Annotated in this window: 11 protein-coding genes and 1 tRNA gene; 10 read left to right on the top strand and 2 right to left on the bottom strand. The window is 42.0% G+C overall.

The genetic code is table 11. The features are described from left to right. The first annotated feature begins 3 nt into the window (after nucleotides 1-3). Nucleotides 4-1833: an amylosucrase gene (locus G587_RS0102470; protein WP_026490952.1), complete on the top strand. Its 1830-nt coding sequence runs from the start codon at nucleotides 4-6 to the stop codon at nucleotides 1831-1833. A gap of 91 nt (nucleotides 1834-1924) precedes the next feature. On the opposite strand, the gene G587_RS24050 is transcribed toward G587_RS0102470, so the two are convergent. Continuing rightward, nucleotides 1925-3190 carry a hypothetical protein gene (locus G587_RS24050; protein WP_051200569.1) on the bottom strand — a complete coding sequence of 422 codons (1266 nt, stop codon included), beginning with the start codon at nucleotides 3188-3190 and terminating at the stop codon, nucleotides 1925-1927. A gap of 349 nt (nucleotides 3191-3539) precedes the next feature. On the opposite strand from G587_RS24050, the gene G587_RS0102460 reads away from it, so the two are divergent. The 3 genes from G587_RS0102460 to G587_RS21070 all read left to right on the top strand — a co-directional run bounded on the left by G587_RS0102460 (nucleotide 3540) and on the right by G587_RS21070 (nucleotide 6433). Continuing rightward, a complete protein-coding gene (locus G587_RS0102460; RefSeq protein WP_035785309.1) occupies nucleotides 3540-4577 on the top strand; it encodes a DUF3089 domain-containing protein in 1038 nt (345 codons plus the stop codon). Nucleotides 4578-4678: 101 nt separating this feature from the next. After that, nucleotides 4679-5419 (top strand): hypothetical protein, encoded by a 741-nt coding sequence (locus tag G587_RS0102450; RefSeq protein WP_026490950.1) that lies wholly within the window; start codon nucleotides 4679-4681, stop codon nucleotides 5417-5419. 411 nt (nucleotides 5420-5830) lie between these two features. Continuing rightward, nucleotides 5831-6433, top strand: a complete 603-nt coding sequence (locus tag G587_RS21070) for a 4'-phosphopantetheinyl transferase family protein (protein WP_051200566.1) — start codon at nucleotides 5831-5833, stop codon at nucleotides 6431-6433. A gap of 255 nt (nucleotides 6434-6688) precedes the next feature. Here G587_RS21070 and G587_RS0102440 read toward each other — a convergent pair. Beyond that, nucleotides 6689-6759: transfer RNA gene (locus tag G587_RS0102440), tRNA-Gly, on the bottom strand. A gap of 156 nt (nucleotides 6760-6915) precedes the next feature. Between G587_RS0102440 and mscL the strand changes: the two genes are divergently transcribed. The 6 genes from mscL (at nucleotide 6916) to G587_RS0102405 (ending at nucleotide 13892) form a co-directional block, all read left to right on the top strand. Then, nucleotides 6916-7377: a large conductance mechanosensitive channel protein MscL gene (gene mscL / locus G587_RS0102435; protein WP_026490949.1), complete on the top strand. Its 462-nt coding sequence runs from the start codon at nucleotides 6916-6918 to the stop codon at nucleotides 7375-7377. A 213-nt stretch (nucleotides 7378-7590) separates the two neighbouring features. Beyond that, a complete protein-coding gene (locus G587_RS21065) occupies nucleotides 7591-9414 on the top strand; it encodes a cache domain-containing sensor histidine kinase (protein WP_051200563.1) in 1824 nt (607 codons plus the stop codon). After that, nucleotides 9383-10972 carry a response regulator transcription factor gene (locus G587_RS0102425; RefSeq protein WP_026490948.1) on the top strand — a complete coding sequence of 530 codons (1590 nt, stop codon included), beginning with the start codon at nucleotides 9383-9385 and terminating at the stop codon, nucleotides 10970-10972. Before G587_RS21065 ends, G587_RS0102425 begins: the two co-directional genes overlap by 32 nt. Nucleotides 10973-11098: 126 nt before the next feature. Then, complete coding sequence (locus tag G587_RS0102415) at nucleotides 11099-11551, top strand: hypothetical protein (RefSeq protein ID WP_026490947.1); 453 nt, start codon at nucleotides 11099-11101, stop codon at nucleotides 11549-11551. Nucleotides 11552-11629: 78 nt separating this feature from the next. Then, a complete protein-coding gene (locus G587_RS0102410; RefSeq protein ID WP_026490946.1) occupies nucleotides 11630-12814 on the top strand; it encodes a sugar ABC transporter substrate-binding protein in 1185 nt (394 codons plus the stop codon). 130 nt (nucleotides 12815-12944) lie between these two features. Beyond that, nucleotides 12945-13892 (top strand): ABC transporter permease, encoded by a 948-nt coding sequence (locus tag G587_RS0102405; RefSeq protein WP_026490945.1) that lies wholly within the window; start codon nucleotides 12945-12947, stop codon nucleotides 13890-13892. The last annotated feature ends 11 nt before the right edge of the window (nucleotides 13893-13903 follow it).

The raw sequence follows: 13903 nt of genomic DNA, 5'->3' as shown, positions 1-13903 counted from the left end.
AAGATGTTTTATAAGAGATTTGCAGAATATCAGGATGAATTAAAATGGCTTTACAATGAGCTTTATAGCAATGATGAGCAGGCCTATCAGTACTTTGTGAAGATGCTTCGCGAGTTTTACGACAACAGAAGCAAGGAGCTCAAAGAGTGGGATATTAAAAAGGAAGCGGATCCCGGCTGGTATACCGGCTGCGATATGCTTGGAATGCTCATGTATACAGGCTGTTTTGGAGGAACACTTAAGGGCGTACAGAGTCACCTTGATTATGTGGAATCCTGTGGCGTTAACTATATCCATTTGATGCCGCTTCTGGAGAGCCCTAAGGATAGAAGTGACGGTGGCTACGCTGTTTCTGATTTCAGGAAGGTTAATCCAGAGCTTGGAACAATGGAGGATCTGGCTGAGCTTTCTCATGAATGCCATAAGAGAGGCATGAGTGTATGTCTCGATTTTGTCATGAACCACACAAGTGAGGATCATGAGTGGGCTGTAAGAGCAAGGCGCGGAGAGAGGGAGTTTCAGGAAAGATATTTCTTCTTCGATGACTGGAATGAGCCCAATGATTATGAAGAGACCGTTCCGGAGGTTTTTCCTCAGACGGCTCCCGGTAATTTTATCTGGTGTTCTGAAGCAGGGAAAGTCGTTATGACCACCTTTTATCCATATCAGTGGGACCTTAATTACAGAAATCCCACAGTCTTTAACGACATGACTGCCAACATGCTGTTTTTATGTAATCAGGGCGTTGATATCATCCGCCTTGATGCGGTTCCCTATATATGGAAGACCGTTGGAACAAGCTGCAGAAACCTTCCGCAGGTACATATACTTGTAAGGCTTATGCAGATAGCGGCTAAGATAGTGTGTCCCGGAACAATACTCCTTGGCGAGGTTGTAATGGAACCCTCTAAGGTTGTTCCTTACTTTGGAACTCCTGAAAAGCCTGAGTGTCAGATGCTCTACAATGTTACGACAATGGCCAGCACCTGGCATACGGTTGCAACTAAGGATGTCAGACTTTTAAAGCATCAGCTGGGGCTTGTATTCAATCTTCCCAAGCAGTACATTTTCCTAAATTACCTAAGATGCCATGATGATATCGGCTGGGGACTTGATTATGACTATTTGAGACAGTTTAAGATTGAGCAGGTTTCACACAAAAAGTACCTGAACGATTATTTGAGAGGTGCCTTGTATGAGTCCTCCTCCAGAGGAGAGCTCTATAACGATGATCCCAAGCTCGGTGATGCAAGACTCTGCGGAACTACAGCTTCCCTTTGCGGAATCGAGGCTGCTGAGTATGAGATGAATTTAAATAAGCTGGACTGGGCTATAAGGCTGGACATCATGCTCCATGCCTTCCTGTTCACACAAAGCGGCATACCTGTTCTTTACAGTGGAGATGAGATTGGACAGCTTAACGACTACGACTATCATAAGGATCCTGTTAAGTGGTCAGATTCCAGATACCTTCACCGCGGCGACTTCAACTGGGATAACGCCAAGAAGCGCAGGAAAAAGGGCACAAGAGAGAATGCTCTTTTTAACGGCATAACGAAGCTTGCAAAAATAAGGAAAAAGCACCGCGTATTCGACAGTAAAGCTGATGCGTGGATCGTTGAAACCTACAATAATCATGTACTTGGAATTGGAAGATATTACGAGAATGAAAAGCTGATAGCGCTCTTTAACTTCGGCGACTATGATGAACTTGCCTATATCAACGAGGAGGGTCCTTACAAGAACCTCATGACAGGCAAGAGATTCGATGCGAAGAACGTCACCGTTCCTGCTCACGATTTCTTGTGGCTTTGCATGACATATAAGAGATAGGCCCAGAAGTTATAGGGAAGAACAAAAAGCTGCGTAACCAATAGTAATAAAATAGGCCTATGCGCAAATTGGTGCATAGGCTATTTTTAAATCAACCTTCGTTATATACACTTTCAAGTAATTCTTTTTTATCCCAATAAGAAAGATTATCCATAGTTCTAAAAGTGTTCATTGTTGCGGCAAGTTCCGTATCATTGTTTGAGTTAACATTTTTTGAATCATCCTGATGAATTACCTCCAGCTTTCTATCAAGTGCACTGTAGTACAGATCAGATGAGCTGGGATCTATGGTTCGAGGTATGTTCTTATCATCCTCAACGTATGCGAATAATCCATATAGCTCAGTCTGTGATGCAGTTTCAGGATTTACACTATTTACATCTACTTCATATAGATTCTCCTTGCCGTCATATGATGAATAAACTTCAATCTTAGGATTAGTAGGATCATAATCAGCAGGATATTTAGCTTTAAGCTCAAACTCGACTCCGTTTTCATCACTTGATGTGGTACTGTGGAAGAAATAATTTTCGGAGTATCTGTCAGGTATATCCATAGCAGATGCTGCCTGGCTGTTATCAGCGGGAAGCACTGCCAGATTATTCTTATTCATTCTGTCGAAGGTACTCTGATCGGAGGGTTCATAGGTGCCGTCCTTTAATCCGTTCAGGTTCTCTAAGAACTCATCATAAAACTCTACTTCTTTATCAGCGGTATCTGAATTGTCACCATTCATATTTACACGATCCTGCTTAGCAGAGGAGACAGCATCAATTGCTGAATCGACTGTTCCACCCAGGATATCCTGAACACCTGATACGCTGTTATCAGTCATTTTTGCGCTGTTGTTTATCTCAGCATAAAGCCTTGTTGCTGTGTTCTTGGAAGGATCCTCGTCATAGCCAAGGCCATTTGTGCCGGTTTCTTCTGACGCATCCATCCATGCACTCTTTACTTCTTCTGAGGCGTTAGGAGCAACTCTTTCAAGGGCGGCAACGTCAGCATCTGTCTTTTGGAGCTTACTTATTGCGTTGTTCTTTTTTCTCTGAGCATCCCATTCTTCAGCTGTATAGTCTGAGTTAGAGGTTAACTGAGGAGTAGCTGCGGCATTATTAAGATGAGCCTGAAAGCTCTGAGTTTTAGGCTTGTTAGCAGAGCTTTGAGCTTTGTTTGCTTTTGCGGGAACGTTGGTTTTTTGTGTCTTGGTGACCTCTTTGGCACCAGATACTTTGCTGGTTGTTATATTAGTACCATTAGTACTTGCCGTTCCAGCTTTTGCTTTTGATGCGGAATTTGAACTGTTGTAATTGTATGTACCTATATCCTGAACCTGCTTAACCTTTGAGAGCTCTAGCATGCGCATGTCCTCCTTCCTCTAAGAATGATGGAGACCTTTACTACCGGATACTTCTATAAAAAATTACGCCAAATACCATTAGAACTCCATCCTTTGATATTCGGCATATCCCTTGCTATCTTATATATCGGCCAGGGTTAATAAGATGTTAGGGATAATTTTGTGAACTTTTTGTGTTTATAACAGGCGTGTTTGATGAATATATGTGAAAACAGGTCTGTTTTATAAAAGAATAATGTAATACAATTGTTTTAGATATACACATTTTTGTTGCACTTATGACAATTCGTATCTTAGTAAGGGGCAAAATTTAATTTTTGACCCTTACGCTGTTTTTTGAGGGGGAAAAATGAATAAGAGAATTTTTAGTGTACTGATTACTGTTTTAGTAGCTGTAACAATGCTGGTTCCTTCAGGGATAACAGCTTCTGCTGCGAGAGTGGTTCCATTTACGAGCTCGCTTGATTATTCTAAGTCTGAAAACTGGCTGTATGATGGTGCCTATCCTGAAAATGAGGTTGATGTTTTCATCATCGCACCAACAGTGGATGTTGTAAGCGAGGTCAATTCATCTATCACGCCGGAGTTTAAGACCAGGTTCAGAAATGCAATGAATCAGCAGCAGGCCATTTATGCAAATACTGCAAGGATTTATGCTCCATATTACAGGCAGATCGCTATGAATGTGTATACCATGGAAGAGGGGGCAGATAAAGAGCAGGCGAAGAAAAATGCCTTCATGGATGTTGCTGCAGCATTTAAGTACTACTTAGAGCATAAGAATAACGGAAGACCGCTTATTCTTGCCGGTTTTTCACAGGGAGCAGAGATGTGCTACAGACTTCTCGAAGAGTTCTATGGCGGCGAGGGTGAGAGAGCAAAGAGTCTCCGCGATAATCTCATCGCAGTATATGCGATAGGCTGGCCCATGACTCAGGAGATGATCGATAAGTATCCTCAGATTGTTCCTGCAAAGGGAGAGACAGATACAGGCGTAGTCATCAGCTATGAGTGTGAGGATGGAAATGTTACTGGTTCCTTTATTTTACCTACCGGTGAGAAGATGATTTCAATAAATCCGCTCAACTGGAGAACTGACAGTAAAAAGGCTGATAAGTCACTTAATAAAGGCTCTGTGACGCAGGATTCGGTGACAGGGGCTATCACATCTGTTCAGGTGGGAAAATACGGAGCTTATATTGATCCCAACAGAGGATCACTTGTTGTGACTGATATTGATATGAATCAGTATCCCAAGGTACTGGATATTTTCTCTGACGGATGCCTGCATCTCTATGACAATTTCCTTTTCTTTGTAAACCTTCAGGAGAATGTGCAGAAGCGTACAAAGGCATTCCTTGAAAAGGCTATGGATGATGCAGCATAAGTTAACACAGCTAAACGAAGAGCTCGATGAAAAGAATAAAACCAATATGCGAATTGTCGGGAAAAACAAAGAATTATTAAGGAGATATGTTCAGGGGAAATATGGGAATATTTAGAGGGAAAAGATACAGAGTATATGCAGCGGTGCTGCTGATGAGTACTGTCATGTTGGGATGCGGTACTTCAGAAGACGCGCAGAATAATGCTGGTTTATTTGAATCAATTGGAAGTGAGCGTAATTCTGATGCGGATTCCAATACTGTTGAAGTTGAAGATGTTGATGAGGGCACAGATTCTGATGAGGATTCCAATCTGGATTCAGATATAGTTGAAGATGCTAAAGATACCGCCGAAAGAATTTCTGAAGAGACCGGAATTCTTACATCAACCTCCGATATCAATCTTACAGACACAGACGGAAGCGGCACAAACTACACTTTTGTCTATGATTCAGAGACCTACAAGGCAGTTTACAGAACTGACAACTGGACGATTTTCGATTCCTACAAGATAAATAACATGGCTGACATGACCATAATATGTCAGGCACTTATAGATACAAGTCCTGTTCATGGTCGTGATATGCAGAGTTATAGAGAAGCTTCCGACATGGCCTATGAGTGGATGCAGCACAATGTGGCTTACATGGCGCTTCCGGATGATTCACCTTTAAAGAGCCACGCCAAGGATGTGGACTTTGATCCTGAGGACCAGAATAAGACCTTTGATGAAATTTACAAGGATAGGACCGGTAAGGACCTGGATATCGACGATATCCTCACAGAAGAAGAGCAGGACAAGCTCATTGAAGGATTGAAGGACATGCTGAAGTCCGGGAATTGATGTTTCAAACCATATTTTTGTCTGGCGTTACGCCTATGAAATCTTAAGACTGTAAACTGGCGTATCGATTTGCGGAATAAAGAATTGTTTTTGATAGGCGGTTACACCGGTTTGGTCTTATGCTTACTTATAGATTGAATTATCATAGGTTTCATGACTCTTCATTGGATTGAATATCAAGAAAATTACACCGGTAATACTATTACAAGAATAATAGACTTACTGTGTGCGAAATAACGTTAACTTTTGAAATGCTTTGTTCATCCTGATTTCGTGAAAAGCATCCAATAGACGTAAAGCTGCCTTTGATTGTTTGTTTTACGAAGGGTAATTAACAGTAAAACGTTCAAAAATAAAGAGAATTCTAAAAAGACCTAATAATATAGGAATATAAAGAAAAAACAAAAAGACATGAACACAATAACTATCCATACCATAAACATCAACAATCTCAAAGAACCTGAATCAGAAATCCTAAACACCATAACCACCCACTACAGGAACAAGTATGAAAGAGCCAAGGTGAAAAGAGTAAATAAGCAGGAATTATGCGCAGGTTATTTGCTGTACAAATATCTGGGAGTAACAAGTGATGAACAGCTGACCTTCAATGAGTATGGAAAGCCTATGCTCAAAAACGGAGAGAAGGAATTCAGCTTATCCCACAGCGGAGATTATGTTATTCTTGCAGTTTCCGACTATCCTGTTGGAGCAGATATTGAACGCATAGCGAGGGTTAAGCCTGACGTCTTGAAAAGAGTCCTTCCTCCGATATATTACGAAAAGGTTGTAAATGATGCATCGGGTGAAGAAAAACAGATGATTCTTGCAAAAAGCTGGACATCGGTTGAGGCAATAATAAAGGCAGAGGGGAAAGGCTTCCATATTGATCCAAGAGCGGACGAAGCCCTTATGGATGGCTGGAATATTGAAAGCTTTTCTTATGCAGAGAATTATGTTATCAGCGTAGCTTCAAAAGAAATGTTCACATTTGTTATTAAAGAACACAATTAAGAATTTATGATTAGAAGCCTGAAACCTCAGAAAATATCTGGGTTCAGGCTTTTTTATATGTTAAAAAATCCATTATTGATTTCACAAAATAAACACAGACTTATCACTTTCTTTTACGAATTTGAGAGTAATATATAAACCATCAAGAGGAACAAACCTCTTGAAACTCCCTCATAAGAAATAGAAACTTTTCTTCAAAACACAAAAAAAGCTGGCGTTTCCCGTGACAAGGCGCCAGCTTTTCCCCTGTTTATAAGCAGAACACGGGAGTCGAACCCGCCTCTTCAGCTTGGGAAGCTGACATACTACCGATGTACTAGTCCTGCATGATATCTGATTAAATTATATGTCTTATTACTGGAAACTCTTTAGTGAAAATCCTTCTTTATCTTACTTAATATGTGGTATAATTTCAAGTGGTTTGAAATTAGTTTCCAAAATAAATAGGGGAGGAAAAAACAGTGGTAGATAAGAGTAAAGCTATTGAAAAAAGTAAGGGTTTTGCAAATGAATTTCGTGAGTTCATAATGCGTGGAAACGTAATGGACCTGGCAGTCGGTGTCATCATTGGTGGAGCTTTTCAGGGGATTATAAATTCACTTGTTAATGACATTATCATGCCTGTCATCAGTGTACTCACAGGTGGAATTGATTTCTCAAACTGGTTCATCACACTTGATGGAACAAAGTACGCTTCACTTGCAGCAGCTCAGGAGGCAGGAGCAGCTACACTTAACTACGGTGTGTTCATCACAGCAATTATCAATTTCCTGCTTATGGCGCTTGTTATTTTCTGCATTGTTAAGTCTCTTAACAAGCTCAGCGATAAGGTTAAAAAGGAGAAGGAAGAAGAAGCTCCTACAACCAAGATCTGCCCTCACTGCCAGAGTGAGATCAACATCAAGGCTACAAAATGTCCTTGCTGTACATCAGATCTTAAGTAAGAATCAAAAAGCTATATATAATGAATTTTCAGGACGGAAGCATATAAAAAGGTATGCTTCCGTTTTTTTGCACAAAAATGGAAACTAATTTTTGGAGACTTTGCAGAAGTATTTGTGATATCATTTTTTTACGTAAACTTTAATGCATAATTCTATGGGGATAGAATTACACACCGTTTTTAGCGGAGCGGTTTTATTGGGGAATAAAAGGGAATGAAAAAAGTAAAATGGACGATGCGTCAGGCTATTCTTGGTCTGGTCATTGGGTGTACTCTGTTTGCGATTATCGCGCAGACAGTGGCTTTTGAGCTTACATCCAGGAATCAGATCCGTAGGGAGAGCCTTCTTAACAATGATGAAACTCTTCAGCGAATCGAAACTGAGTTAAATTCTTATATTCACAGCCTTACAGTAAAAATGCAGACCATCTATTCGGAAAGTGAAATGCTTTACGACATGAGATACTCTCATGCAAAACGAAGAAGGCTTCTGAATTATTACTGGAAGGCCTGGCATCTTTCTGAGGGGCGCTTCGAAGTCTCAGACCAGCTTCTTGCCATGTATATCTATGACAATGACGACAATCTGGTAAGCTCCTGGAGGAAGCAGCCCTATAATTATCCGCGTGATCTATACAATACCGATCAGTATGTAAATGTATCCCATTTAAAAAGCTATATAAATTCAGACAACTACGTACTTATGCTTTCCGGATATTATAACGAGGAAGCAGACAAGGATGTGTTGAGATTTTGCTTGAAGCTCCACACCTATGATGATGACAGATCGCAGCTCGGCTACCTGGTATGCGATTTTAATACGCAGAACTTATCAGACATCATGAGTAAGTATATTTCCTCAAGAGATGTGTATGTATGGCTGCAGCCAAATGGCGACACACCAATTGCAAAGGTTGGAAATACAACCAAGGAAGAGAGCAGGATTTTTTCGGAGCTTACAAAGAACATAGCCACGGATTCTCAGATAGGCGCAGAGCTTGATGATGAGTACGGAGACTTTTATCTAAATAACAGACCCTCTGAAAAATACAACATGTGCATATACATGCTGACCCCGCAGTCGCTTATGCTGCAGACTCAGAGCGCTCTTGCAAGGATGCTCCTGGTAATTGCCATAATCATTCTGCTTGTAACACTGTTTCTCGGAACGCTTATTTCGAGCTTTATCTACAGACCTGTTGCCAAGCTTAACAGGACCATAATCCGAATAAAAGATGGAGATACCGAGCTTCGTGCGAAGACAGATGGTTGGAGCGAAGAGCTGAAGGTCATGGGCGAAGAGTTTAATGAGATGCTTGACCGCATCCAGACCATGGTTCAGGAGGAGTATGAGGCGAAGGTTTTAATGGAGCGCACTCAGTACAAGGTGCTTCAGGCACAGATAAATCCTCACTTTTTATACAATACACTTGATACCATGAGCGGAATTGCTGCATCCCAGGACTGCACTCTGGTTAGCGGACTTTGCCAGTCGCTCTCGGCGATTTTCAGATATAGTCTGGACATATCAGATACCCAGTCAACTCTTCAGCAGGAGATGGCCCATGTCAGGAACTATCTGTATGTAATGGATGTCAGAACAGGAAACTCAATAAAGTACACATACAAAATCGAGTCGGATACGCTAAGGGACAGCATTCCAAGAATTACCCTGCAGCCTATTGTTGAAAACGCAATCCAGCACGGCTTAAGAAAGAGTCGCCGTAAGGATAAGGAGCTGATTATTTCAGCAAAGCACAAGGATGGAAAGCTTGTAATAACCATAAAGGACAACGGCGCCGGAATGGATGCTGAGGCCATGAATGAGGAGCTTAGTAAGGCTGATATAGGCAGGATCGAAATGGGAAGATCCATCGGAATCATGAATGTTAATGCCAGAGTAAAGAGTGTCTATGGAAGCGAATATGGAATACATTACGAAAGTGTAGCGGAGGATGGAACAAAGGCAGTTATCGTTTTGCCTATAGCAAAAGAGGAGGAAGAAATTGGGGAAGAAATACAAGGTATTGTCAGCTGATGATGAGCTGTGGAGTCGCGAAAATATAAGAAGAATGCTACCGTGGGAGGACTACTCGATTGATTTTCTTGAACCTGCCTGCGATGGCGATGAGGTTTTGGAGAGAATACCTGAGGAAAAGCCGGACATTGTCATAACTGATATAAACATGCCGTTTTTAAGCGGCCTTGAGCTTTTAGACAGGATCCATAAGGATTACCCGGATATCATAACCCTTGCTGTAAGCGGCTATGACGACTTCAAAAAGGTAAAGGGCGTATTCATGTCAGGGGGAATAGACTATCTTCTTAAGCCCGTGAGCAGGGAGCAGCTTGTTGATTCCTTAAGTAAAGCTCTTAAGACCTTAGAGGAGAGAAGGGCTGAGATGGCAGTAAAGGAGGACAGCCTTTTAAGGGAAAACTATGTGTCATCATTTTTAGAGGACGATGAGTTTTCATCACTTTTAAACGGGAAGCTCTTTAGACCCGGCAAGGAATTCCATGTTCCAAGCACCAGAGTCTTTTCAGAGATGTCGACGATTCTCGTTAAGTTCCACGATGTCGAGATATTGAAACAGAGCTATGAAAAGGATGTCTTAAGGATGTCCTATGACCTGAAGGCAAAGCTCAGGGAAATCATTGGAAACGAGAGAACAATCGTCTTTAACTACACGGATAAGGTAAACGAATTCATAATAGAGCTTAACGCCACACCGGGTAGACTAAAGCTCATTGCGAATAAGATTCTGGAAGCCTTTCCAATTGAGAAGCAGGGGCCTGTCACGGCAGTAATTCACGACAGAGCAAGCTCTCTTGATGATATAGCCACTGTGTACAGGGAGATGATCGCAGAGCTTGTTACAAGACCCTTTGGAAAAGAGCACAGCATTGTTATGTGCAGGGGAAGTAAGAAGACAAATGTGTCTCAGGATAAGTATTCCGGAAGGCTTGAGTCACTGATTTCAGGTCATATCAATAACCATGATACAAGACAGGCCAAGTTCGCGATCATGGAAACAGCCGGACTTAAAAAATGTGACATCTCCGGTTGGAGTCTTTTGGATGTTACGCAGTTTACCACAAGAGTTATAAACACCATTGCAGACAGTGACAAAGGAAGTGACGGCAGAACCTATGAGGAGGTTCAGGACGCGATAAACTACGGCCTCAGATCCCTTAATAAGGGAATAGTCCTTGAAAATATTGAACTGGCCCTCAGCATTGCGTCAGGTGTCGGTGCGGTGGAGGATAATTCCATTAGTCGTCAGATTGAGAGCGTCCATGATTATATCAAGCAGCACTATATGGAGCATCTGTCCTTGTCTGACCTTGCGGAAATGTTCTTTGTAGAGCCAAGCTATCTATCAAGGAAGTTTTCACAAAAATACAATGAGACTATCACGGCTTTCATTACAAGATGCAGAATGGATCAGGCAAAACAGCTCATGAAGGATAAGGGAAATAAGCTTGAAGTTATCTCATTTAAAGTTGGCTATGATGACTACAATTACTTTAGCCGTGTGTTCAGAAGGTTTGAGGGAACCAGCCCCACGGAATACAGGAAAAAAGTTTTGTGCTAGCAGATTTTCAAAATAGTGATAGTAAGTTTTTCGAAATTGTGCTAATGACAGAAAAATATAATTGTTACAATAACCTCGTAAACGAGTTAGTTTGCGAGGTTATTTTCTATATGGGAGGAAACAAAGGTGTTTAGAATCAGGAAAATTACAGCTTTTATTGCCGGCGCGGGAATCGCATTCATGCTGATGACTTCCGGCTGTGGAGCTCAGAAATATCAGGGAATAGATACAGAGGATGGAATAACCAATATCCTCGATTATGTCACAGTCACATTTGATGGGAATAACGGCGAGGGAACCGCCTATGTGAATGTGGACTACGACGGATTAGAGACAGAGATGGTAGGCGGAGAGGACAGGATAAAGGAACTCGATGAGATAGAGGATCTCTCAGAGCTTACAAAATATATCAATGCAGTTTCTTCAATATCTTTCAATATCGATAAAAACTCAGGTCTTTCAAATGGGGAGCAGGTAATAGTTTCAGTATCCTATGACGACACTGCGGCACAGTCTGCAGGAGTTGTCTTTGGAAATGAGAAGAGCAAGACCTTTGAGGTTAAGGGGTTAAAGAAGTAAAGGTATCAAATCGGTTCCGCGGATGGCACGGACCGGTCAAATATATGTTTTTATTTCTAAAAGGAGGGCAACAGATCTATGAAAAAGAATTTTAGGAAGTTGGGAGCACTGCTCATGGCAGGTGTTGTGGCATCATCTCTGATGACAGGATGCGGAAAAGCTGCAGGTGGCGGTGGTACCGGCGGGGCATCTGATGCTGGTTCAGGCTCAGGTTCATCCGACATTAAGATCGGTGTTTCAATCTGGAGTTCTACAGACGTTCTCGGAAGCCAGTGCAAAAAGATCGTTGATAAGGCTGCAAAGGCTACAGGCGTTGAAGTTCAGTATGTTGACCAGGGACACGTATCAGAGCAGGTTACAGCTTCTGTTGAGCAGCTTTGTGCAGCAGGCTGTAAGGGTATTATCATCTGTAACTCAGCTGATTCCGAGATGACATCAGCAATCAATACATGTACAGAGAACGGCGTATATATCGCACAGTTCTTCCGCATCATTTCCCAGGAAAACAGCCCTGAGGTTTATAAGACAGCATGTAACTCCAAGTACTATGTTGGTGCTGTTCATGAGGATGAGGTTACAAACGGCTACACACTTGTAAATCTCCTTCTTGAAAAGGGAGACAGAACCATCGGGCTTGAGGCATGGACAGTTGGTGATGCTACATTCCAGCTTAGATGGCAGGGATATCAGCAGGCAATCGAAGAGTGGAATTCAGCTCATCCCGATGATCAGGCTACAATGACTGAGCCCGTTTACGCTAACACATCTTCTGAAGAAGGTGCTGCAGCAGCCATGTCACTTTACAACTCAAATCCCGGTATGGACGCTCTTATCGTTGCAGGTGGCGGCGGTGATCCTCTTGTAGGTTCTATCGGTGCTTATGCAAACGAAGGTCTTACAGGCAAGATTGACGTTGTATCAACAGACTTCCTTGATGACCTCGCAGATCAGCTTAAGTCTGGCGGAATGTTCGCAGAGTCAGGCGGACACTTCTGTGATCCTCTTTTCGCATACTATCTCGTTCTTAACGCAGTTAAGGGCAACTATGTGAAGGAAGAAGGAACCTTCGGTTATGAGATCCTTTTCCCGTATCTGTATGTATCATCTCCTGATGATTATGCAAACTACGAGAAGTATTTCGTAAAGGATGATCCTTATACAGATGAAGAGCTTGCAGCAATGGCAGACTACAGCTTTGATGAGCTCAACAAGGCAGCTACAAATCTTTCAATCGACGATGTTATCACACGTCACAGCAACTAAGGATTTTAGTATAAAAGCCATATCTATAAAGATTTAAATTGGATATGCCGTATTTTCTGCCATCCAGAAGATACGGTGTATCCTATGAAAAAAAGAGACATATAATTCGTGACTCTTGCGGGAGGATTTTATGAGTAAGTTTCAAAAATTCAAACAGAGCCAGTGGTATGGAATGCTTCTTCTGGCTTTGATAGCTTTTGTCTTCTGGGCTTTCTTTAAAGCTCTGGCACCACAGACTTTCGGAGATTTTAACAAATTACAGACTTATCTTAAGACCGCCCTGTATTATGCAGTAGGTGGTTGCGGACTGTATTTTATCTGTGTAATGGGTCCCTTTGATATGAGTGTCGGCGCAAACATCGTGCTTTCATCGGTGCTTGCAGTAAATATGAGCGAACGTTTCGGTTATGCAGGACTCCTCATTGCTCCCATGATAAGCGGAGTGCTTGTAGGTCTCCTCAACGGACTTGTATATATTAAATTCAGAATTTCATCCCTTATCGTAACAGCAGGCTTATCACTGGTTTACGAGGCGTTATCGATCTTTGCGACAAACGGCAAGGAGGCAATACTTGCTCCGCAGTACAGAGCCTTCGGCGATTATCCGGGAAATCTTATACTTGCTCTTTTAGCATTTTTCTTATGCGGTTTCATTTTAAAGTATACCAAGATAGGAACATACACCTATGCAATAGGCTCTAACGAGGTTGTTGCGAAAAACATGGGTGTGGACGTTGACAGATACAAGGTAGTTGCCTTTGTCCTTTGTGGATTCTTCGTAGGCGTGGAATCAATCCTTACAATTTCCTACGGAACTTCCATGACAAGTGCATCCAACCTTCAGTCAATGAGCCGAAACTTCCCGCCTCTTATGGGAACCTTCTTCGGCCTTGCATTTAAAAAGTACGGGCATCCGGTAGTTGCAATTGTTGTCGGCGAGTTTATCATCCAGCTCCTTTTCCAGGGCTTCGTTGCTCTCGGAGCACCCACAACAGTTCAGAACATCGTAACCGGTATCGTTCTTCTTGCAATCGTAACAATGACAATCAAGCCTGTTAAGGGCGCAGTAGTTAAGTAAAGGAGAAAGAC

It is taken from the genome of Butyrivibrio sp. XPD2002 (assembly GCF_000423945.1).
Classification (GTDB): Bacteria; Bacillota; Clostridia; order Lachnospirales; family Lachnospiraceae; genus Butyrivibrio.
This window is presented reverse-complemented; position numbering and strand designations above follow the sequence as displayed.